At 63.1% G+C, this 22971-nt stretch carries 19 protein-coding genes and 1 pseudogene; 7 read left to right on the forward strand and 13 right to left on the reverse strand.

What is annotated here, in order from left to right:
- Window positions 1–4 precede the first annotated feature (4 nt).
- From AB3X95_RS09025 to AB3X95_RS09060, 8 genes are all read right to left on the reverse strand, one after another.
- On the reverse strand, window positions 5–1240 hold the full coding sequence (locus AB3X95_RS09025; protein ID WP_368621117.1) for an MFS transporter: 1236 nt from the start codon (window positions 1238–1240) through the stop codon (window positions 5–7).
- The gene (locus AB3X95_RS09030) at window positions 1237–2517 is read right to left on the reverse strand and encodes an MFS transporter (protein ID WP_368621118.1); all 1281 of its coding nucleotides are present in this window, start codon (window positions 2515–2517) and stop codon (window positions 1237–1239) included. The genes AB3X95_RS09025 and AB3X95_RS09030 overlap by 4 nt, the downstream gene beginning before the upstream one ends.
- Window positions 2514–3560, reverse strand: coding sequence for an amidohydrolase (locus tag AB3X95_RS09035; RefSeq protein ID WP_368621119.1), 1047 nt, complete (start codon window positions 3558–3560; stop codon window positions 2514–2516). Before AB3X95_RS09035 ends, AB3X95_RS09030 begins: the two co-directional genes overlap by 4 nt.
- Window positions 3561–3571: 11 nt before the next feature.
- Entirely contained in the window at window positions 3572–4723 is a 1152-nt protein-coding gene (locus tag AB3X95_RS09040; RefSeq protein ID WP_368621120.1) for a porin, read from the reverse strand.
- Between the two features lie 46 nt (window positions 4724–4769).
- Window positions 4770–6158: an MFS transporter gene (locus AB3X95_RS09045; RefSeq protein WP_368621121.1), complete on the reverse strand. Its 1389-nt coding sequence runs from the start codon at window positions 6156–6158 to the stop codon at window positions 4770–4772.
- A 71-nt stretch (window positions 6159–6229) separates the two neighbouring features.
- Window positions 6230–7159 (reverse strand): SMP-30/gluconolactonase/LRE family protein, encoded by a 930-nt coding sequence (locus tag AB3X95_RS09050; RefSeq protein ID WP_368621122.1) that lies wholly within the window; start codon window positions 7157–7159, stop codon window positions 6230–6232.
- A gap of 22 nt (window positions 7160–7181) precedes the next feature.
- Window positions 7182–8129, reverse strand: a complete 948-nt coding sequence (locus AB3X95_RS09055) for a hydroxyacid dehydrogenase (protein WP_176122221.1) — start codon at window positions 8127–8129, stop codon at window positions 7182–7184.
- Entirely contained in the window at window positions 8129–8827 is a 699-nt protein-coding gene (locus tag AB3X95_RS09060) for an RraA family protein (RefSeq protein ID WP_184228513.1), read from the reverse strand. Before AB3X95_RS09060 ends, AB3X95_RS09055 begins: the two co-directional genes overlap by 1 nt.
- Before the next feature lie 166 nt (window positions 8828–8993).
- On the opposite strand from AB3X95_RS09060, the gene AB3X95_RS09065 reads away from it, so the two are divergent.
- Together AB3X95_RS09065 and AB3X95_RS09070 are read left to right on the forward strand one after the other, a co-directional pair.
- On the forward strand, window positions 8994–9704 hold the full coding sequence (locus tag AB3X95_RS09065; protein WP_176122149.1) for an IclR family transcriptional regulator: 711 nt from the start codon (window positions 8994–8996) through the stop codon (window positions 9702–9704).
- A gap of 164 nt (window positions 9705–9868) precedes the next feature.
- Window positions 9869–11455: a gamma-glutamyltransferase family protein gene (locus AB3X95_RS09070; protein WP_368621123.1), complete on the forward strand. Its 1587-nt coding sequence runs from the start codon at window positions 9869–9871 to the stop codon at window positions 11453–11455.
- Between the two features lie 175 nt (window positions 11456–11630).
- Here the strand turns inward: AB3X95_RS09070 and AB3X95_RS09075 are convergent, their stop codons facing one another.
- Genes AB3X95_RS09075 through AB3X95_RS09085 form a run of 3 tightly spaced genes read right to left on the reverse strand, consistent with a single transcriptional unit; the run spans window position 11631 to window position 13928 of the window.
- Entirely contained in the window at window positions 11631–12221 is a 591-nt protein-coding gene (locus tag AB3X95_RS09075; RefSeq protein ID WP_184228511.1) for a flavin reductase family protein, read from the reverse strand.
- The gene (locus AB3X95_RS09080; RefSeq protein ID WP_176122146.1) at window positions 12211–12966 is read right to left on the reverse strand and encodes a GntR family transcriptional regulator; all 756 of its coding nucleotides are present in this window, start codon (window positions 12964–12966) and stop codon (window positions 12211–12213) included. The genes AB3X95_RS09075 and AB3X95_RS09080 overlap by 11 nt, the downstream gene beginning before the upstream one ends.
- On the reverse strand, window positions 12963–13928 hold the full coding sequence (locus AB3X95_RS09085; protein WP_176122145.1) for a polysaccharide deacetylase family protein: 966 nt from the start codon (window positions 13926–13928) through the stop codon (window positions 12963–12965). Before AB3X95_RS09085 ends, AB3X95_RS09080 begins: the two co-directional genes overlap by 4 nt.
- A gap of 317 nt (window positions 13929–14245) precedes the next feature.
- On the opposite strand from AB3X95_RS09085, the gene AB3X95_RS09090 reads away from it, so the two are divergent.
- The 5 genes and pseudogenes from AB3X95_RS09090 to AB3X95_RS09110 form a co-directional block, all read left to right on the forward strand.
- Window positions 14246–15304 (forward strand): ABC transporter ATP-binding protein, encoded by a 1059-nt coding sequence (locus AB3X95_RS09090; RefSeq protein ID WP_176368528.1) that lies wholly within the window; start codon window positions 14246–14248, stop codon window positions 15302–15304.
- An 81-nt stretch (window positions 15305–15385) separates the two neighbouring features.
- Window positions 15386–16681: a PotD/PotF family extracellular solute-binding protein gene (locus tag AB3X95_RS09095; protein ID WP_368621124.1), complete on the forward strand. Its 1296-nt coding sequence runs from the start codon at window positions 15386–15388 to the stop codon at window positions 16679–16681.
- 128 nt (window positions 16682–16809) lie between these two features.
- Window positions 16810–17724, forward strand: coding sequence for an ABC transporter permease (locus AB3X95_RS09100; protein ID WP_176122142.1), 915 nt, complete (start codon window positions 16810–16812; stop codon window positions 17722–17724).
- A 2-nt stretch (window positions 17725–17726) separates the two neighbouring features.
- A complete protein-coding gene (locus AB3X95_RS09105; protein WP_176122141.1) occupies window positions 17727–18632 on the forward strand; it encodes an ABC transporter permease in 906 nt (301 codons plus the stop codon).
- Window positions 18633–18676: 44 nt separating this feature from the next.
- A pseudogene (locus tag AB3X95_RS09110) lies at window positions 18677–19004 on the forward strand (substrate-binding domain-containing protein); the annotation flags it as partial.
- Here AB3X95_RS09110 and AB3X95_RS09115 read toward each other — a convergent pair.
- A complete protein-coding gene (locus tag AB3X95_RS09115; protein WP_368621125.1) occupies window positions 18994–20829 on the reverse strand; it encodes a thiamine pyrophosphate-binding protein in 1836 nt (611 codons plus the stop codon). The pseudogene AB3X95_RS09110 and the gene AB3X95_RS09115 sit on opposite strands and share 11 nt — an antisense overlap.
- A 390-nt stretch (window positions 20830–21219) precedes the next feature.
- Window positions 21220–22878, reverse strand: a complete 1659-nt coding sequence (locus tag AB3X95_RS09120) for a methyl-accepting chemotaxis protein (protein ID WP_368621126.1) — start codon at window positions 22876–22878, stop codon at window positions 21220–21222.
- Between the last annotated feature and the right edge of the window lie 93 nt (window positions 22879–22971).

Here is a 22971-nt window from a genome sequence, read left to right on the forward strand (position 1 = left end):
TTTACTATGCGCCGAAGCGCGAATTCTTGAATCGTTGCCAGCCGATCACGGCGATCACACCGCACGCGAGAATCACCGCCATCGCCGCGAACGTGTGCCGCACGCCGAGCGCTTCCGAGGCAGTCCCGACGAGCAGATAGCCGAATGGCATCGTGCCGTTGTAGGCCATCCCGTACATGCCGACGAGGCCGCCGCGCACGTGCTCCGGACACTGCCGCTGGATCGTCGCGTTGGTCGACGTGGCCGCGAACGTCAGGCTGAAGCCGAGCGCGTAGAAGGCCGGGATCGATCCGGCCGCGCGCGTGGTCGCCGCCAGCGCCGCGAGCGCGGCGACGGCCGCCCACGGCGCCCACGCAATGAAGCGCCGGGACGCCGGCGGGCCGAACGCCGACGACAACAACAGCGCCGCACTCAGCGAGCCAGCTCCGGCACACGCGAAGAACACGCCGGTAAAGCGCGCCGCGTCGTGAAAGCCCTTGTCCGCGAGCAGCGGCACGAGCGTCTGATAGCTGCCGGCGAACAAACCGATGCACGCGAGAATCGGCAGATAGCGCGCGGAAAACGCGTCGGACATCACGTAGCCGACCGCGTCGCGCAGGCTGCTCTCCGCGCGCGCGGGCCGGCGCGTCGATGCCGTGGCGATCGAGCGCACACACGCCGCCATGAAGCACAGCGCGAGCGCGTAAATCACAAACGAGGCTCTGGCGCCGAGCGTCGGATAGACGAATCCAGCAATCGTCGGGCCGACCATGCGCCCCACGTTGTAGACCATCGTGTTCATCGCGACCGCGTTGGACGTATGCGTCGCATCCTGCAGGCTGGTGAGCAGCAGGACCTGGCGCGCGGGCGTCTCGACCGCGCTCGACACGCCGATCGCGAGCGCGTGGGCGAGGATCAGTTTCACGCCGAGCACGCCGAGCATCGATAGCGTGAAGAGACTGCCCGTCAGCAGCAGCGACGCCGTCAGCACGCACAGGGTCGCGCGTTTCGCATTGGCCGAACTGATACGGGAGCCGGCCACCGGCGCGACGATCAACTGCGGCCCGTACAGCAGAAAGTTCAGCAGCGCGAGAATCGCCGCCGAGCCGGACAGGTGATAAATCAGCAGATTCAGCGTGACGTTCTGGGTCCAACTGCCGAGCACGGACGCGACCTGCCCGCTCAGGTAGCGCCGCAGCGAAGCTTCCGCGAACGCCGGAAACAACCGGCCGACCAGTCCCGTTTGCGGTACCGCACTCATGCGAGCGCCTTGCCGCGCGTTTCCGGTGCGAACAACACCACCACCGCAGCGGCGATGAACGCGACGATAGTCGTCGCGAGGCCCAGCCCGAAACCACCCGAGGTCGACGCCAGCGCACCGATCACCAGCGGCGCGAGGATGCCGCCGAGCCGTCCGCCGTTGTATGCGAGACCCATGTAGAAGCCGCGCGATGCCGTATTGCCGATGATCTCCGCGAGGAAGGGCCCCGCTCCCGCGAAGATGCCGTTCACGCTGAAGCCGGTCAAAAAGATCGCCACCATCAACAGCAACGCGTTCGCCGACAGGATATACACGCCCACCGCCGCCGCGCCGACCAGCAGATACGCAAGGAACATCGGACGCCGGCCGAGCCGGTCCACCCACGCCGAGAACAGCAGGAACCCGCTGATCGCGCCGAACTGCAGCGCCAGCACGAACTTCAGGCTATGCACGAAGTCGAGATGCTTCACCGTGACGAGAAACGTCGGGGTCCACGTGAAAACACCCCAATACAGGTATTGCAAAAAGAAGATGAAGCCGAAGGCGGTCAGCAGGCCACGCACGTTCAGCTTGTCGCTCTTCGCCGCAGCGCGCTTTTCAGGGTTTGCGCCGGCGCGCTTGCGTTTCAGCCAGATCGGCGATTCCGGCGTCTTGCGGGCGACCCAGAACAGGATGAAGAAAGGTGACGCGCCGATCAGAAACAGCAGACGCCAGCCATGTCCGGCCAGCCCATTATTCGCACCGCTGACGATGCCCGCAATCGTGATCGCGAGAATCGCGCCGATCGGCAAGCCCATCTGCATCAGCGCCCCGCCCTTGCCGCGCCGGCTCGCGTGCCAGGTCTCCGCGATCAGCGCGGCGCCCGCGGTCCAGGTGCCGCCCATGCCGAGCGCGCCGAAAAAGCGCAAGGTCGCGAACCAGTGCTCGTTCGGCGCGAACGCGATGAGGCCGGAGAACAGCGAGTAAATACCGACGCAAAGCATCGCGGTACGCACGCGTCCCAGCCGGTCCGACACATAGCCGAACAGAATGCCGCCGACGATCTGACCCGCCGCTGTAATGCTCGTGAACAGTCCGAGCTGCGCCTTGCTGAGCCCGAACTGGAGCGCGAGCGTCGGCAGCAGCAGCGAAAGCAGGAACGAGTCGTAGCTTTCGAAGGTCCAGCCGAGTCCCGCGAGAGAAAGCGAGCGCCACTCGACGCCGGTGATGCTTCCGAATCCGTTTGCCTGTTTCGTAGTGTCGAATTCGGCTGCCGCCGCAGTTCTGCTCGTTTTCATTTGTTGTCTCCAGCAATCGCGAGGCGATAGGTCGAAGCCGCAGTCCGGTGGAACAACGCGGCCTTTTCATCGGCGGACATCGCTGACGCCAGTCGTTTGAATGCATTCCATAGCACGCGGTAGCTGAACATTCCCTTATCGACCGGGAAGTTGCTTTCGAACATGCAGCGACCTGTGCCGAAAAGTTCGACGCAGGTTTCGAAGTACGGCTGCCAGGCCGCGGCGAGTTCTTCCGACGACGGCGGCAGCTCGCGCGTGGCGAAATCGAAGCCGAACACGTTCATGCCCGCGCCGCCGAGCTTGATGCGCGTGTTCGGCAAAGCGGCGAGACGCGCGAGTTTGTGCTTCCACTCGGCGTGCACGGCCGGGCGCTGATTGGCGTATGTCGCCCCGCCCAACGGGCCGCCGAAATGGTCGATGACGACAGTCACGTCGGGCACCACGCGCGCGAGGTCGTACAGTTCGTCGAGTTGCGTGTGATACACCCACGCGTCGAGCGACAAACCAAAGCTGCCGAGCGTCCTGACGCCGTCGCGAAACGCCGGATTCGCCATCAGATCGCGCGGCGGCACGACCGGGCTCGAACTCACCGCCGGATGCGGGTGCCACGCGAGCGGATTGCGGATGCCGCGAAGGCGGCCGCCGGACACCGCGAGCATCGCTTCAAGCACGGTCTCCAGTTGCGCGCCCTGCGTCAGATCCGCGCCGCCGACGATCGCCTCGCAGCAGCGCGCCGGTCCGTATGCGCCACTGGCGAACATCGCGGCGATCCCGTTGGCGAACTCGACTTCGCCAACCGGCTTCATCGCATCCGGACCGTGCTCGCGCAACATCGAGCGGCACTGCACGTAGACCGTCGACACGACCCGATGACCGCTGCTCACATCGTTGCGAAACTCATCCGCGAGATAGCGCCCGCTCTGACGGTCCCACAAGTGATGATGCGCATCGACGATAGCAAGCGCCGGTTCGAGCACCGGCTCGTCGCGCAACGCGAGCCACTCGGCCCGGATCGGCAAATGGGGCGCGTGGACGATCTGCATCGGGTCCCCCGTCAGAACTTCTGGCGCATGCCAATCACCACGCCGGTCTGGTTGTAGCCGGGCGCGACCGTGCCGTAACCGTTCACGCCGAGCGCCGAGCCGTCCTTGTTGCGCGCGAAGGCCGCCGTCGCGTACAGGTCGGTGCGCTTCGACAGCAGATAGTCCGCGCACAGCACAGCGAGCCACGGGTCCCCGCCGGTCGAATGAACGTCCTGGTAATAGCCCGTTGCGGTCAGCAAGAACGCGGGCGTGACCGAATACTGCGCACCAGCCCAGTAGAGGTTCGCTGCGCTCGCCTCTGAACCGTTCGCGACGCGGATCGGATTGGCCGGCAGGAACGCATTCGACGCACGCAGATAGCGATAGCCGGCGAAGCCCTTGACCGGTCCGAACACATACGACGCGGCGGCCGTCGCGCGACGCTCGGTGCTGGTGTTCGTCGCGACGGTGTTGCTGTTGCGCTGCTCGTAAGAAACGCTCGCTGCGAGCGGGCCTTGCGCGATGCTCAGCGCGCCGCTGAAGAAACGCCCGGTGATCTGCGCGCCCGGCACTTCGCTGCCGTAGCCGGTGTCGTAGCGCGTGCTGTACATCGCCTGCGCGGTCAGCGGGCCGAACACGCCGGTGTACTTCGCCGAGTTGTCGATACGCGCGGCCATCGCGTAGTCGAGCGACAGCACCGAGTAGCGCGACGAAGCGCCCATCGGATCGAAAGCAACCGCCTGTTCGTAAAGCAGCGCGTTCTGCCGGCCGAAGGTCAATTGCTGGCCGCGATACGACAGTCCGACCCACGCCTGCCGGCCGAACAGTCTGGAAGTCGTGGCCGCATTCGCACCGAGACCGCGGGTCGATTGCGCGGTCGTGCCGTCGTTGATATTGAAGCCGCTCTCCAACTGGAAAATCGCTTTCATTCCGCCGCCGAGGTCTTCGACGCCCTTCAGCCCCCAGCGCGAACCCGACAGGTTGCCCGAGACCACGCGCGTCTGTGCCCCGCCAGTACTCGTATTGTTGATGTTCTCAACGCCAACGTCGGCAATGCCGTACAGCGTGACGCTGCTTTGCGCGTGCGCGGCGCCGCAGACGAGGCTCACGCCTGCGGCTGCGACAGTTCCGAGCATCGAGCGGGATTTCGAGTTGACGTGCTGGCTGGCCTTATTGAAGCGCATTGAGTCTCCGAAGTATGTTTATGGTTTGGTTTTGGTCCAGGGGAAATCAAGCGTTGCGAGCCGAGCGCGCTTCACCCGCGTTCGCGCCCGGATCGCCGAGCCACGCGATGGTCAACGCGCCGAGCAGCAGCACACCCGACACCGCGAGCAGCGGCGCGGTGAAGCCGCCGGAAAGCTGTTTGAGCGCGCCGATCATCGACGGGCCCACGAAGCCGCCGAGGTTGCCCACCGAGACGATCAGCGCGAGACCGCCGGCGGCCGCGCGGCCCGTCAGGAAGCCCGACGGAATCGCCCAGTAGGTGGCCTGGAACGCGAGAATGCCGCTGACCGTGAAGCACAGTGCGACCAGCTTGAGCGCCGGCGTATCGATGAACGTGCTGGCGCACAGGGCGAGCGCCGCGACGACCAGCGCGCCCGCCACATACGGGATGCGGTTTTGCGAGCGATTGGCGAGGCGCGCCCACCACAGCATCACCACGGCGCCGAGCGCGTACGGAATCGCGGTCAGCCAGCCCACCACCGAATGTTCGACGCCGAATTGCTTGATGATTTGCGGCATCCACAAACCGACGCCGAGCGAGCCGACGATCCCGCAGAAATTGATGAACGCGAGCACGAACACGCGCCAGTTGGTCATCGCATCGCGCAGCTTGCTGCCGTGCTTCGCGCCGATGTCGCCCTGTTCGAGCGCGAGGCGCCGTGCGAGCGACAACTTCTCTTCGTCGCTGAGCCACTTCGCTTTCTCGGGACGGTCGGCCAGCACGAACAGACATGCAATGCCGAGAATCACCGCGGGCCCCCCTTCGACCAGCAGAAGCCACTGCCAGCTACGCAAGCCGTGCAGGCCGCCGAGCCCGAGCAGTGCGCCTGAAATCGGCGAGCCGACCATGTTCGCGACAGGAATGCCGACGAGGAACGCGGCCGTCACCTTGGCGCGCCACTTGCCTGGAAACCAGTGCGTGAAATACAGGTAGATGCCGGGCGTAAAGCCCGCCTCTGCGAGTCCGAGCAGAAAGCGCGCGGCTGCAAAGCTCTTCGGACCGACGACGAACGCGGTCGCCATCGAAAATAGACCCCAAGTGATCATGATGCGAGCAATCCACACGCGCGCGCCGACCTTTTGCATGATCAGATTGCTGGGGATCTCGAACAGGAAGTACCCAATGAAAAACATCCCCGCACCGAAGCCGAACTGCTCGGCCGTCAGGCCGAGATCCTTGTTCATCGTCAGCGCGGCGAAGCCGACGTTGGTCCGGTCGAGATAGCTGATTACATAGCAGATGAAGATGAACGGCAGAATGCGCCGGAATGCTTTCGCGAGCGTGCGCTCGCTGGCTGCATAGTCTTCGGCTGCGATGCGCTGGATGGGCAGTACGTCGGTGGGTTGTGCGGCGCTGTCGTCGCTCGTGGCACGTAAAGTGTGCGAAATGGTCATGCTTGCCTCCTCCATCGCGCTTCTGTCGACGCGATGCATTGATGTAAGACGGGCGCGTGGCCCGCCGCGCCTCAGACGGTCTGCTTCGCCCGCTTCGGCAGCGCTCCGGCAACCGTCATCGTGGCTTTCAGCACCGTTCCCGATACGGATTCGGTCATGAACAGCGTCTTCATGTCGGCGCCGCCGAAGCACAGATTGGTCAGCGACGCGCCTTCTGGGCTGGTCAGAATTTCGACCGGCTCGGCGCGATGATTCAGCACCCACGCGCGACCGAGCCCGGGGTTCGCGACCAACAGGCGCCCTTCGGAATCGATGGTCAGTCCGTCCGGGCCGCTCGGGCCGTACGACGTGAAGAACTGCCCGACCTTGCTGACCGAGCCGTCCGCCTGCAGCGGCACGCGCCACACGCTGTTGCCGCGCGTCATGGCGACGAACAGCACTTTCTCGTCCGGCGACAGCACCAGCCCGTTCGGGCTCGGACAATTGCCGAGCAGCATGTCGAGCTTGCCCTCGGGCGACAGCCGGTAGACCCGGCCGGTCGGATCGTGCAAGCCCGATTGCCCCTGGTCCGTGAAGTACAGGTTGCCGTTCGAATCGAACGTGAGGTCATTCACGCCCCTGAATCGCTCGCTGTTGCGTCGCTCGAGAAACGGACGCACTTCCCCGCGCACGATGTCGAGCAGCATCAGGCCGTTGCGATAGTCGGTGATCAGCAGATGTGTATCGTCGAAGCGCTTCATCCCGTTCGGCTCGCCTTCGTACTGGACAACGAGTTCCCACTCGCCCGCGGCCGAAATCCGGAATACGCGGCCGTGCGGAATGTCGGTGACGAAGAGATAACCGTCCGGGTCCCACACCGGACCCTCGAGGAACGAATCGGTGGCGAGACCGCCGCGATTGGCGCGCGCCCATTCGGTCTGGACCTCGGGTTTGCGGAATTCTTCCGGCATGCGCGTGAACACTTCGGCGCTGCGCACTTCGGGCGAGATGAGATAGAACATGGTGGAGCTTCCGTTGCGAACTTCAGGCTGCGTTGCGCGCGTGTTCGTCGATGACCGCGAGCACATTGGCGGCGGCGCCCTTGCCCATGTTCACGTAGGCGGCATCGCTAACGCCACCGATATGCGGCGACAGAATCGCGTTCGGGATCTGCTGGAACGGGTGCGGATTCGTCATCGGCTCGACCTCGAAGCTGTCGAGACCGGCCGCGCGCAATTGACCGCCTAGGAGTGCGTCCGACAGCGCCGCTTCATCGATCAGCCCGCCACGCGCGGTGTTGACGAGAATCGCGCCGCGCTTGAAGCGGGCGAGCGTGTCGCGGTTCAGCATCCGGCGGTTCTCGGCGGTCAGCGGACAGTGCAGCGACACCACGTCCGATGCCGCATACAGCGTGTCGAGCGGCGCCAGCTCTACTCCCGCGGGCACTTCTTTCGCGTACGGATCGAACGCGAGCACGCGCATGCCGAACGCCGCGCCGATCGCAGCAACGCGCCGGCCGATCGCGCCCAGTCCGATTAGGCCGAGCGTGCGCCCGTCCAGTTCGAGCGACTTGTGGGTGGATTTGTCCCAGTGGCCTTCGCGCATACGTTGGTCGAGCTGCGTGACCGACTTCGCGCACGCGAGGATCAACGCCCATGTGTGCTCGGCAACCGCCGCGGCGTTCGCGCCGACCGCCGCTTTCACCGCAATGCCTCGCTCGGCCGCGGCCGCCTGATCGATCACGTCGATGCCGCTGCCGTGCTTCGAAATCACCTGCAGGTTCGCGGCGGCATCCATGATCCGCGCGTTGACCTTGCCGTAGCGGACGATGATCGCCACCGGCCGGGTCGCCGCGCACATTCGCACGATGTCGTCTTCCGTGGGCTGCTTGCCGGCGAATACGACCTCGAACTGCGTCAGCATGTCGAGCGCTTGCGGCGCGAGGTCGGCGGCCGTCACGAGGACAGTGGGTTTTTGCGAACGGGTCTGCATCACAGCGCCTCGCCTTCGGCCAGCATGCCCGCCGCGCGCAACTCTTTTTCGACCCAGCCCGGACGCACGTCGCCTTTGTGAATCGCGGCGATACGCGCGGTTTCCACGTCGAGCTTCTTCTGCGCGAGATCGATGATGCGTGCGACATCGTGGCGTGCAATCACGACCACGCCGTCCGCGTCGCCGACCACCAGGTCGCCGGGGTTGACGGCCGCACCGCCGATCGAGATCGGCGCATTCACGCGACCCGCGACGCTTTTGGTCGGCCCGCACGGATTGAGGCCGGCCGAGAAGATCGGGTAGTCGCCGTTGGCGAGTTCGTGCGCGTCGCGCACCGCGCCATCGATGATGATCCCGGCGATGCCGCTCGCCTTCGCCTGGGTCGCCATGATCTCGCCCAGCAGTGCGCACGAGATGTCGCCCTTGCCGTCCACCATGATCACATCGCCCGGCTTCGCGATCGCGAGTGCAGCGTGAATCGCGAGGTTGTCGCCGGCGCGCACTTCGACCGTCACCGCGGGACCCGCGACTTTCATGGTCCGCGCGAGCGGCTGCACCCGGCCGTGCACCGTGCCGCGACGCCCGGCGACGTCGGCGAGGATCGCGGCCTGGAAGCGGGCAGCCGCGTCGACCAGTTCCGGCGCTACGCGTTCGATGTTGCGATTGATCAGTGAAGTACCTGCGGATGTCGTGCTCATGAGTTTCACCTCGGTCTAGATCGTTGTACTGTGTACAACATTGGTGTACGTGGTGAAATCACTATAGCCAACGGCACGAAATCGGCACATCGGCGTTAACCCTTTTACGGTATAAAAGGCCGTTTTACTGTGTACAATCCATGTAAATCGAAGACGGGAGGGGAAGATGGGAAACGAAGGCGTGGTCGCTGTCGAAAAAGCGCTGTCGCTGTTGGACTGTTTCAAGCCGGGCGCTGAATCGCAATCGCTTGCAATGCTCGCGCAAACGTCCGGCATGCACAAAACGACGGTGTATCGACTGATGAACTCGCTGGAACGTATGGGTTATGTGGTGCGCTCGCAGGCGGGCAACTATTCGCTCGGACACCGGCTGCTGTATCTGGGCAAACTGTTCGAGCAGTCGTTCCATCTGTCGTCGGTCGTCGAGCCAGCGCTGCACGCGCTGGCGGCGCTGACGAAAGAAAGCGCATCGTATTACGTTCATGACAACGGTCAGCGGCTTTGCCTGTTCAGGGCCGAGCCTTCGGAAGGCCTGCGCGAAACCCGGCTCGCCGGAACGTCGCTGCCGCTCGACGACACGGCTATCAGCCAGGTAATCCGTTTCTGGGGACTCGGCGAGCCGATATACGACAAGCCGCCTACGCTGCCGATCTTCACGGCGGGCGCACGCGACGTGCACACAGCCGCGTTCGCGGTACCGGTTTTTGGCGCCGGCGACCAGTTCATGGCGGCACTCACGCTTTCGGGCCCTGCGTCGCGGCTGAGCGCGGCACACGCGTCGGGCGAACTGGACCGTCCGCAACTGGACGCGGCGGCTGATTTATCGCGGAAGCTGGGGGCGAGCGCTGGATTCTGCGAGAACGTCTACCGCGCGTGAGTGTTCAGTTCAACGCCGACCTTCCCCTCAGTGCTCTTGGCCGGATCCGAGTCGAAAGAGCGTTGCAGTGCGGCATCGATTTTTTTCGATGCGCTGCGTGAACATATAATCCGTACTCCGACGAGTTCACGCGCGGCTCGTCTCCTGTAACGGAGTAGCGATCGATGCGGGACACGCGACTCGCCGGCCCGACCGGCGGCATGGTCACCAGCCCCCACGTGTTGGCGAGCGAGGCCGGCCGCGACGTGTTGCGCGCCGGCGGCAATGCGATCGAAGCGGCTATCGCGATCGGTGCCGCGCTGTGCGTGACGTATCCGCATTTCACAGGACTCGGCGGCGACGCGTTCTGGGTAATCGGCGACCGCGAGGGAACCTTGCGCACGCTGTCGGGCATCGGCCAGGCCCCGGCGCAACTGCCCGCGTTCGACAGCGCGATCCCATTGCGCGGCGCCGCATCCGCGCTCACCACCGCAGCGACCGTCGATGCATGGCAGCACGCATACGAGATCAGCAAAGGCGCATGGGGCGGCACACAGTCGTGGTCGTCGCTGTTCGACCGCGCGCTCAACTATGCCGGCGACGGCTTTCCCGTCACGCCGTCGCAGCATTTCTGGCAAAGCCTGCGTGCCGGCGAACTGAATACGTTGCCGGGCTTTGCGGCAACCTTCGCTCCGCACGGCAGGATTCCCGCTGTCGACGAGCGTTTCACACAACCGGCGTTGGCAAAGAGCATCGAGCGGATTGCCCGTTTCGGCGCACGCGAGTTTTATGAAGGCGAACTGGCGGAGCGCATCGCGCGCGGTTTGCAGCAGGCCGGCTCGCCGCTCGCTTCGAGCGATCTCGCTAGAACGCGCGCGCGCGACGAAGCACCGCTGCGGGTCGCGTATCGCGGCGGCGAACTGGTGAGCCTGCGTCCGCCTACGCAAGGCGTGACGACGCTGCAAATCATGGGCACGCTGGAACGCTTCGACATCGGCGCGATTCGCGAAGGGAGTGCCGATTACTATCACCTGCTGGTGGAAGCGGTGAAGTGCGCGTTCGTCGACCGTGACCGCTTCGTATCGGATCCCGAGTTCAACACCGTGCCCGTCGAGCAGATGCTGTCGCCCGCGACGCTCGACGCCCATGCTCGTTCGATCGACCCACATCGAGCGCGCGAGTGGCCACACGTGTTCCATCCGGGCGATACGGTGTTCATCGGCGCGACGGATAGCCAGGGCCGCAGCGTCAGCGTGCTGCAAACGGTCTACTTCGATTGGGGCAGCGGCGTAGTCGCGGGCGATACCGGCATTCTGTGGCACAACCGCGGCGCGTCGTTCAGCACGCACCCCGCGCATCACAACGCGGTGCAGCCGGGCAAGCGCCCTTTTCATACACTCAACCCCGGCATGTACCTGAAAGACGGCCGGCCCTACCTGCTGTTCGGCACACAAGGCGCCGACGGTCAGCCGCAAACGCTCGCCGCCATTCTCACGCGGCTGATCGACTACGGGATGGACCCGCTCACCGCACTTGCCCGTCCGCGTTTTCTGCTCGGCAAGACGTTCTCCGACACGCGCGATGCGTTGAAGCTCGAAGAAGACGCAGGCGCCGACGTGTTCACGGCGCTCGCCGCGCGCGGCCACGAGGTGAGCGCGATCCCGACGCAGAGTCCGCTGGCGGGTCACCCTGGTGTGATACGCATCGATGCGGACGGCGCGGTGTCAGGCGCGCACGATCCGCGCAGCGATGGCCGCGCGCTCACCGTGTGATGGATCGGCGCGTGGGTTCTTTCCCGCGTGCTGGTTCGCGCGGGCCGTTCAGGTTCGCCTACGCGGCGGCCTACGCACACGGTCCAGACACACTGATTCGCCAGCTAACGCAAGCGCGTCTATACGCACGTTGATCGCTGAACGGGCTAACGCTTGTGGTCCATACGCGTCAACGTCAACCCAACGTAAAGCGGTCACGCGTCGTCACATAGTCACTCGCGCCGAAACGGCCCACCGGAAAGTAGTGCTGCAAACGCACGCGCCACGTTTCGGTGTCGATCAACTCGTCGCGCGCATGCAGCCGGTGTACGCGGCCAATAAAGATCTGCCGGGTGGTGGTCTCCAGCGTCTCCCATATCGTGCACTCGAAAGCAACCGGCGCTTCGGCAATGCGCGGCGGCGCAACGCACGAGCTCGGCACCGGCGTCAAGCCGACCTCGACAAGTTCGCTAACGTTGGGCGGCAGCCTTTCCCCGCAGCGATGCATTTCTTCGGCGATCGTCTCGTCGGCGAGATGCACGACGAACTCGCCGGTCCGCAAGATGTTGACCGCCGTGTCCTTCAGCGTGCCGTCCGCCACGCGGTTAATGCTGATCATCACGATCGGCGGCTCTTCGCCGAGCATATTGAACATCGAAAACGGCGCGGCGTTGATCGTACCGTCGGCGCCGAGCGTGGTGACGAGCGCGATCGGACGCGGCACGATCAGGCTCGCCATCAGCTTGTAGCGCTGGTATTCGGTGATCGCTTCGAAATCAATTTCCATGTCGGGCCGCCTGGTTCGTAGTCGCGTGTTCAATGATGCCGAGCAATTGGCCGAGGCTTTTCTCGCCGCGCATTCGCGAGGTTTGAATGCGTTCTTCGAGATCGCGCAGATGCGCTTCCATATGCCCCATTGCGCCCGCCGAGTCGCGCGCCTCGATGCAGTCGACAATCGCAGCATGCTCGGCGTGCTCGCACGGCGCATGCCCCGGCGGCTCATACACCCCGACGATCAGCGAACAGCGCGATACCAGTTCCTTCAGATAATTTTGCAGGATCGAATTGCGGGCCAGCGCGGCGACGCGCATATGAAAGCCGCTGGCGAGCGTCGCCCACGAAGGCTGGTCGTAGCGGTGCATGGCGTCATGCTCGCTCGCGAGTTGTTGCCGCAGCGCCTTGATGTCCGTCGCACTCGCGCGCTGCACGGCAAGCTCGACCAGCATCCGTTCGACTGAGCGCCGCGCCTCGAATATCTCGCGCGTTTCCTCGGGCGAGGGCTCGGCGATTACCGCGCCCTTGTTCGGCCGCAATACGACGATGCCGTCATAGGCGAGCTTTTCCAGCACACGACGTACGACCGCGCGGCCCACGCCGAACAGTTGGCACAGTTCGGGCTCCGGTAACTTCGTGCCGGGAAGCAAACGATGATTCATCACGCCGTCGAAGATCGACTGATAGATGCGTGCATTGATATCCGTGTCGTCACCGGCGTTTTTCTTCGCGGTAGCCGCGCCGGCTTTCGCGCTCATGCGACGGCCGGGCGCACGATGCCGGCCCGCTCCAGATCGTCCATATGACTCGCGATCTCGCCTGGAGTGGTAATCCACACATCGCCTCGTGCGCGCGCCGTGGCGATATGTTCGAGCGCGCGGCGCAGATGCCGCAACCGGTACGGCTGTCCGACCAGATACGGATGCAGCGCGATGCCCATCACCAGCGCCTGCGCTTGCGCGCCGCGATTCGCCTGTTCGAGCATCTCGTCGAACTGATCGACGATCATGTCGGCGAACGCGCGGCCGTCCATGTGACGGCCCACCATCATCGGCAGATCGTTGAGTTCCTGCGGATACGGAATCGACCACAGCGGCGCGCCACGCGTGGCCATTCGTACTGGGCGGTCGTCGTGACACCAGTTCAACGTGTAGCGATAGCCGGTCTCGGCCAGCAGATCGGGCGTCAGATGCGACTCCGAAATCCACGGCGACAGCCAGCCTTGCGGCGGCGTACCGGATTCTTCCGCGATCCGTTCGCAGCAATGCAAAAGCAGCTCGCGTTCACCGCTTTCGTCGAGGTCGCTCTGCCGGTGCGCGTTCGTGTGGCCGTGGCCGATCAGTTCATCGCCACGCGCGACGCAAGCCTCGATCAGTTCAGGACAGTGGTCGTAGAGCGCGGTATTGATCAGCGTGCCCGCGGGCAGCGCGAGCTGATCGAACAGTTCGATGCAGCGCCACGCGCCGACGCGATTGCCGTACTCGCGCCAGCTATGGTTCAGCACATCCGGTTGCGGCGAGAGCGGACCGAGTGCCGCACCGAGGCCTTCGCCGAACGCAAAGTGCTCGATGTTAAAGCCAAGATAGACCGCGAGTCCGGTGTCGCCAGGCCAGCGGAACGCGTCACTATCGGTGATCGGGCGGTAGGCAAAGCGGCCATGCGTGGCAAGCGATTGACGCGCGCGGTTCACTGCTACGGGCATGTTCCGTGTGTCGTTCATGAGCAAGAAATCGTGGATGTCGAAAAGCGCCACGACACGTAATGGATGAACCGGATTGGTCAGTTCATGCCCCGAGACGGATCGAAGACGCACCGTGATCGCGCAATCCCATCCTTCTGATCGCGAACGATCGACGCTGCGGATCGTTTGCAATATGTGAGCCAACTCGTAGACGTTAAGCACAACGGTACGTCGGCAATCGCGAGCGTCACAATTCGATGGATGGCACACGTCTTGCGTTTGCATGGCTTCGCATGGGCGGCGCATTGGTTTTGACGCGTGCCCCACTGTTCGCCGTTCACGAGGACACATCCTTCATGATTCAGCCTGCTTCAACGGTGCTCGAAACCAAAGCCGCCGATATCGAACTGGTCCACGTGTCAAAGCAATATGGCGATTCGCTGGCCGTCGACGCGATCGACCTGCGCATCGCCGGCGGCCAGTACTGTTGCCTGCTCGGCCCGTCCGGATGCGGCAAGACCTCGACCTTGCGCATGATCGCCGGTCATGAATCCGTCACTGAAGGCGACATTCTGATCGCGGGCCGCAACGTCACGCGCGCCGAACCCGCCGCGCGCGGCACCGCAATGGTGTTTCAGAACTATGCGCTGTTCCCGCATCTGAGCGCGCTCGACAACGTCGCGTTCAGCCTGAAAGTGCGCGGCGTCGCGAAGGACGTGCGGCGCAAGCGCGCCGCCGAACTGCTCGAACTGGTGGCGATGTCCGCGTATGCCGATCGCAAACCAGCCCAGTTATCCGGCGGCCAGCAGCAACGCGTGGCACTCGCGCGCGCGTTACTGAATCAACCGGGCTGCCTGCTACTCGACGAACCGCTCTCCGCGCTCGACCCGTTTCTGCGTGTGCAGATGCGCGCCGAGCTCAAGCGTTGGCAGAAGGATCTCGACATTACCTTCGTGCATGTCACGCACTCGCAGGAAGAAGCGATGGCGCTGGCCGATCTCGTCGTGGTGATGAGCCATGGCCGTATCGAGCAGAGCGGCACACCGCACGAAGTATTCAACCGTCCGCGTACCGAATTCGTGGCCCGCTTCCTCGGCGGCCATAACGTCTTCAATACGAATGGCCACCTGTTTACCGTGCGCGCCGACCATCTGCGCGTGGTGCCGCACGGCGTCACGCCGGTGCAGAACGCCGGCGGCGAGAGCGGCCTGACACGCATTGGCGGCGTGCCCTGCAGGGTCCGTGAAGCCGAATACCAGGGCACGCATCTGCGCATGACGCTCGACCCGCTCGACGGCTCGCCCGAATTGATCTCGCTCGTGAGCGACGGCGAGTACGACGCGACACGGCTCGGTCCCGACGCGCGCGTGGTGATCTGGTGGAACGAGCGGGACGCGCATCCGCTGGCAGCCTGAGTGCTTGCATCGCAGCGGATCGCATTGCAGTGAACCGAGCGTCGAATAAGCGCGAATTGAACGTCAACTGAGGAGAAAGCAATGAGTGAAACGAACGAGAGCCCGGCAGTGGCCGCAACCGATGTGAAGGGAAAAGGCCTGTCGCGCCGCACGTTCATCAAGGGCGCGGTGGCGGCGGCCGGCATTGCCGGCTTTCCGTACGTGCATGCGCAGGAAAAGATCACGTTGCGCTACCTCGGCACCGCGGTCAATCAGAGTGCCGACATCGCGAAGAAATTCAAGGAAGACACCGGCATCGAGATTCAATACGTGCCAGTGACCACCGACGACGTCGCCAAGCGCATCATCACGCAACCCAACTCGTTCGATATTGTCGACACCGAATACTTCGCGCTCAAGAAGCTGATTCCGGCCGGCACGCTCGCGGGCATGGACGCCAAACGCATCAAGCTCGCCGACAAGATCACGCCGGTGTTGACGCGCGGTGAAGTCAACGGCAAGAAGATCGGCGACCAGGGCACCGCGCCCAAGAAGGTGATGTTCCTGACCGGCCCGCGCTCGACCGAGTTCTCAGCGACGCCGACCGAATGGATGACGCTGATCCCCACCACCTATAACGCGGACACGCTCGGCATTCGTCCCGACCTGATCAAGCGCCCGATCGACAGTTGGGCAGAACTGCTCAACCCGCAGTTCAAAGGCAAGGCGGCGCTGCTGAACATTCCCGCGATCGGCATCATGGATTCGGCGATGGCGATCGAGGCGATGGGTCACATGAAATACGGCGACAAAGGCAATATGACCAGGGCCGAGATCGACCAGACCATCAAGATCCTGATCGACGCCAAGCATGCTGGCCAATTTCGCGCGTTCTGGAAGGACTTCAACGAAAGCGTGAACCTGATGGCGTCGGGCGAAGTGGTGATCCAGTCGATGTGGTCGCCGGCGGTGACGAAGGTGCGCACGATGGGCATCGCGTGCAAATTTCAGCCGCTCAAGGAAGGCTATCGCTCGTGGGCCTCGGGCTTCGGCTTTCCGCGCTCGCTGCAAGGCAAGAAGCTCGACGCCGCGTACGAATTCGTCAACTGGTTCCAGGACGGCTGGGCCGGCGCCTACCTGATGCGCCAGGGCTACTACCCCGGCGTGATCGAGACCGCGAAGACGCACATGCAGCCGTACGAATGGGACTACTGGATCGAAGGCAAAGCGGCCGCGCAGGACATCAAGGCGCCAGACGGCCAACTGCTCGAAAAGGCCGGCGCCGTGCGGGACGGCGGTTCATACACCCAGCGCATGAGTGCGATTGCGTGCTGGAACGCGGTGATGGACGAGAACATCTACATGGTTCAGAAGTGGAACGAGTTCATCGCGGCCTGATCGACGCCGCGGTTCGATGTGCTTGCCGAGGTGTGACGCGCCGGCAAGCACGGCTCCTTTGAGCAGCGTAGTCGCTTCTCGTTCTCGAGCAGCGATGCGCCGCGCAGTCATTCGATAAACACCCGCCCATGGCAACCATCGACCTTCCCTCGCACGCGCAGGACACGCCCGTCAAACATCGCCTCGCACCGGCATGGTTGCAGGCCACGCCGCTGTCGCTGACCTTCCTGCTGTTTTTCATCGTGCCGCTGGTCATCACGCTGATCGTCAGTTTCTGGGACTTCAACGAATACCAGATCATTCCCGCGTTCACGCTGAAGAACTACGCGGCGATCTTCAACGGCTGTTCGTCGATGACAGACGTTTGCGTGACCTTCAAGACGTACTGGTCGACGCTCAAGTTCTGCGCGATCGTGTGGGCAATGACCTTGCTGTTGGGCTTTTCGATCGCCTACTTCCTCGCGTTTCACGTGCGCACGACGAGCATGCAGACGGTGCTGTTCCTCGTCTGCACGATTCCGTTCTGGACCTCCAACGTGATCCGGATGATTTCGTGGATGCCGCTGCTCGGCCGCAATGGCCTCGTCAATCAGGTGCTACTCGGCGCACATCTGATCGACCAGCCGCTCGAATGGCTGCTGTACTCTAACTTCTCGGTGGTGCTCGCGTTCGTCCATCTCTACACGTTCTTCATGATCGTGCCGATCTTCAACGCGATGATGCGCATCGAGCGGTCGCTGCTCGAAGCCGCGCGCGATGCCGGTGCGAGCGGCTGGCAGGTGGTACGCGACGTGGTCCTGCCGTTGTCGAAGACGGGCATCGTAATCGGCTCGATCTTCGTGATCACGATCGTCATGGGCGATTTTCTGACCGTCGGCGTGATGGGCGGGCAACAGATTGCATCGGTGGGCAAGGTCATTCAGGTGCAGACCGGCTACCTGCAATTTCCCGCCGCGGCAGCCAATGCGATCATTCTGCTCGCCGTCGTTCTGATGATCGTGTGGGGTTTGACGCGGGTCGTCGATATCCGCAAGGAGCTGTGAAAATGCAGGCCATTCGCGGCAAACATCGGGAACGCCGTCCAGCCAGTTTCTACTGGCTTGCGCTGCTGTTCGGCCTGTTCGTGCTGTTCTTGTATGGGCCGGTGATTACGATATTCATTCTGTCCTTTCAGGGCCCCGAGGGCGGCCTGACGTTTCCGATGCGCGGTGTCTCGCTGCATTGGTTCGCCGCGTTGCGCGACGGCGTCGGCGATGTTGATATTTGGAGCGCGTTCGGACGATCCGTGCGGCTCGCGCTGGCGGTCACGGTGCTGACGGTGTTGTTTTCAGTGGCGGCGGGCCTCGCCTTTCGTCGAAAGTTTCGCGGCGACACGGCGGTGTTCTACGTGTCGGTCGCGAGTCTGATCATGCCGTCCATTATTGTTTCGCTTGGGATCGGTTTGACGTTCCGGTTGCTCGATAATGGGGTGAAGTACCTCGCGTCGGCATGGGGGTATCAATCGTTTTCCGATAGCTATACGACGTCGATGGGCCTGTTCACCTCCGCGCTCGGAGCGCATTTGACGTGGACGCTGCCGTTCGGTTTGTTGGTGATGTTCGCGGTGTTCAACCGCTTCAATCCGGCCTATGAAGAGGCGTCGCGCGATCTGGGCGCGACGCCGTGGCAGAGTTTCCTGCATGTCGTGCTGCCGATCATCGGACCGTCGGTGGTCGGCGTCGCGATGTTCGGCTTCACGCTGTCATGGGACGAGATCGCTCGCACCTCGCAGGCGATCGGCGATCAGAACACGCTGCCGCTCGAGCTTCAGGGGCTCACCACGTCGGTGACGACACCGGTCATATATGCGCTCGGCACGATGACGACGGTGTTGTCGTTGACCGTCATGGGCGGGTGTCTGCTTGCGGTGAGGTTGTTGGCGCGTCGGCGCGCAGTGGCAGGGTTGAAATAACTCGTGGCGTGGCCGCGTGGCGAGCGCCAAGCCGTTCTCCGATGGGTCAAACAACAATCGATTTCTGGCGGCGGGCCTTGCATGCGCTCTGGCAGGAGCCGGGCCGCGCCCTGCGGCGGCGATCTGCGGCAACGATCAAATTGCGATGGGCGTTTTGCGGGAGGCAGAAGAACTCGGTATCGCGATTCCTGAGCAGCTTTCGGACACCGGCTTCGACGGTCTCGCGATCGCGCGCGAAGCGCGGCCGCCCCTGACGACGGTGCACGTGGACACGCGCGAGATCGGCACGCTCGCCCGAAGCATCTGCTCGATGCGCTGGATGGGCGAGCGACGCAACATGCGCTCTTCGAAGGAACTCAATTCAAACGATGATCTCGCATGACTCGTCGTCGCCAACGTCGGCACGATCGCCGGTGAGCCGCCTCACATCGAACTCGAGCTCGACGGCCTCACCGTGAGTGGTGGCTTGCGCATAGTACCGGTTCGGTGCGGGAAAGACGCCCGTCTTCACTTCTATCAGGAATGGCCCCTCGTGTTGCATCGCTTCGCTGAGGGCTCCGTCCAGGTCGTCAAGGCACTGGACATGGCGCGCCGCCACACCGAGCGAAGCCGCAAACGCCGTCCAGTCATGATTGGGCAGCCGGGTGAACTGTTCCGAAATCGAACCATTGCCGACCGCGTCGATATGGATTGCGCCATGTGCGGCGTTATTCAGAACCACATAAATCACCTTGACGCGATATCGGGCCGCGGTCTGAATTTCTATTCCATGCATCATCATGCAACCGTCACCGGTCACGACAACGCACGGCCGTTCTGGTGCAGCAAGCTTGACGCCGATTCCAGCGGCAATAGCCCACCCCATCGGCGCGAGAGAACTCGACGAAAAATAGTTGCCCATTCCCGACGAAAGCCAATAGTGAGCCATGAAGATTCGATGAGCACCGGAGTCCACGACGACATTGCTGTCCTTCGGCAGTAGCCGGCACAGACGCTTCACCACGTCCCCAGGATAGAGCCGTTGATCGCTAGCTGAAACCTGCCCTCCGGCTTGCTCGAATTGATAGTCGTACAGCGCAGTCGTGTTGAGGTCGGCCACCCATGCCTTTCTTTTTTGCAGCACCTGCCGGAACCCGGCGCCCGTTTCCACCTTCTTTTCTGCCAGCAAGCGGAAGGACGCGCCAATTCCCGAAAAAATCGTTCCTTGAGCGATGTGGCCAGTAGCGGGCGGATCGAAGCTGTCGTCGAAGACGATCACCTCTTTGCCCGCGAGCAACTTTCTGCTCCAGTTCATGCTGTCGCGTTGATTCAGGTCGCTGCCGAACACGATCAGGGCGTCGAGTTCGTCGGTGTTGATCGCGCGAACCGCCCTCGAGTGGCTGGCGAATCCATAGACGCCGAGCGCGAGGGGGTGCTTCTCAGGAAACGCCCCCTTTCCTGATAGCGTGGTCGCAACAGGAACATGGAATTTTTCGGCTACCTCGAGAAGGGCCTGTGCCGTTCGCGCGTCGTTGCCACGGCTTCCGATCAGAAACGCGACCCTCTTCGAGCCGAGCAGGTAATGGTCGCACAAGGCATCCAACGCTGCGCGGTTGGCGGGGACTTCGCGTGCGTTGAATTCGCTTTGGGAGTACGGTGTGCGCGCGGCCTCCTGACTACCTGGAACATCCTGTTGCTGTACATCGACGGGAATGCTGACAAAAGATCGCGCCCGACGCATCCAGTTCAGCCCGTCCGTCGCGCGGCGCATTTCGGCCTGAATGTTGCCCTTGTTCTTGAGATCAACGACATCTTCCATCAGGCCCCTCACCACGGCACTTTCGAAGATGCCGCCCTGAGTACCGTCCTGGAACGCGCCTTTACCTTCCGCGCCCGACGAGACGCCGCCGGCGATATAAAGCACTGGGATCCGGTCTGCCTGGGCGGCTGCCATTCCGGGCACGAAATTCATGGTGCCCGGCCCGGAAATGCCCACACAGACGCCGAATTTCCGGCTCGCCCGCGCATAACCGTCCGCCATGAAAGCGCTGCCGGCTTCATGGGCGCCGACGATCGCGCGGATCGTCGGCGATTCGTCGATGGCCTCGAGCAGCGGGTAGATCAGCTTCCCGGGGACCAGAAAGACATGATCGATGTTTGCTACTTCCAACGATTTCACGACCGTTTTCGATACATTGAGAGACGCGTGTGATCCCATAGTTTTTGGTCACGATCCGAACAGAACCCATTAGTCGAATCTCGCTGTTTCTCATCCGGTCGTCACTTGCAGCAGCTAGCATGGACTAAGTGACGAAGCCTGCGTCAACCGGCATGGAGACGGCGAGACGGCCTTTAGTGCGCTGCACACTGACTGCAGTCGCATCTCGCGTTGCTTCTTCGAACCCGCGTCACCGGCGAGCCCGTGTCTCCATCCATGTCGCTTCCGCCCCGGCGACATCACGGCTCATATACGCCGGTCCAGTCGCCGAAGCAATGGCTCGAGGGGTTGCCGCTCCTGCGCAGCGTTTAGCTCGCTGCGTCAGCCCGCTCTGCTACTAGTCGTTTTTCCTGTACGTTCGCCCGCGAAAGAACGAACGACTTTCACTGCCTATGCGGTGATAACAGCCGAGGACGCTGAATGTCGCGGCGGCATCCGCTGTGGATCCTTGCGTGGCGTCATCGCTTGCGATGCACTTGCCTGCCCGCTGGCGACCTTGAAGAAAGACACCGCGTCCCGGAGGCTTTCTGCCTGCTGCGCCATGTTCTGTGCTGCGGCCGAAGCTTCTTCCACGAGCGCAGCGTTCTGCTGGGTGACCTGGTCCATCTGGTTAACTGCCTGATTCACCTGCTCGATACCGCTGCTCTGCTCGCTCGATGCCGACGAAATCTCGCCCACGATGTCCGTCACGCGCTTTACCGACGTGACGATCTCCTTGATCGCTCCACCAGCCTCTTCGACGAGCATCGAGCCAGCCTCCACCCGGCCGACCGAGGCGGAGATCAACTCCTTGATTTCCTTTGCAGCGGTAGCGCTGCGCTGCGCGAGCGTGCGGACTTCACCGGCGACCACAGCGAAGCCACGTCCCTGTTCACCAGCGCGAGCCGCCTCGACCGCAGCGTTCAGCGCCAGGATGTTGGTCTGGAAGGCGATGCCCTCGATAGCACCAATAATCTCGGACATCCTGGTCGAACTGGCGGTGATGTCGCGCATCGTCTCGACTACCCGCCCGACAATTTCGCCGCCCCGCTGCGCGACGTTCGAGGCGGTGCCCGCGAGCGTTGCGGCCTGCTTCGCATTGTCCGTGTTGTGACGGACCGTTGCGGTCAGCTCTTCCATGCTCGATGCCGTTTCTTCAAGCGAGGCCGCCTGCTGCTCCGTGCGGCTCGACAGATCCTGATTACCTTGCGCGAGCTGCGCACTTGCTGCGGCCACACCTTCGGCGTTCTCGCGCACGTCCGAGACGACCCGCATCAGGGCATCGCACATTGCCTTCAGCGATGCCATCAGGCTGCTGGTGTCGCCGGGACGCAGATCGATCCTGACATTCAGGTCACCGGCAGCGACGCTTCTGGCGAGCGCCGCGGCCGTCGCCGGTTCCGTTCCCAACTGACGCGTCACGCTACGCATCATCCAGACTCCAATTCCCAGGCCGATCAACACCGACATCGCGACCAGAACAAACATCAGATTGCGGCCTTCACCGTATACCGCGTCGTTGGCTTCGGCGGTTTTTTGCGCATCGCCCTGTTTGAGAACCACGAGGTTGCCCATCAGGACCAGGGTCCTGAAGCCCTTATGGTGGTACTCGCCCAACAGGTAATCAGTCAGCCCGTCCCGGTCCTGCGGCCCGGCTGCATTGATCCTGGCTTTGAATTCGTTGAACGCCTGGATGTAGTCCTGCCAGCCCTGGTCGAGTTCGGTGAAGGTGGCTTTGCCCTTCTCCGTGTAGACGAGGGGTTCCGCCTGGTTAAGGTGATCGCGTGCCGAGGCGAGGGCTTTTTCAGCCTGACCCATCGAGGTAGTCCGCTGCTCAGGCGTCGGAGCGAGGATGGCATTGCGCAGGTATGTACCGACTCTCAGGACGTCGGCGTTTGCCTGCTGAATGAGGTTGAGCCCGACGAGATCCTGCCGATAGGTTTTGTCTGCGTTTGCACTGATTTGCGACATATTGCGCAGGCCAATTGCACTGACGATGGCACTGATGGTCGAGACCAGCACAAAGGCGGTGATCAGTTTGGCGCCGAGTTTCATATTGCTGAAATTCATAATTCGCTTTCTCAGGACAACAATGGAACCGCAAGTGCGCCCCGAGTTGCGAGCAGATGCACCTCATCCCTACTTGCGATTGACGTCTGACAA

Origin of the sequence: Paraburkholderia sp. BR13444 (genome assembly GCF_040948755.1) — a bacterium.
In the GTDB taxonomy this organism is placed as follows: domain Bacteria; phylum Pseudomonadota; class Gammaproteobacteria; order Burkholderiales; family Burkholderiaceae; genus Paraburkholderia; species Paraburkholderia youngii.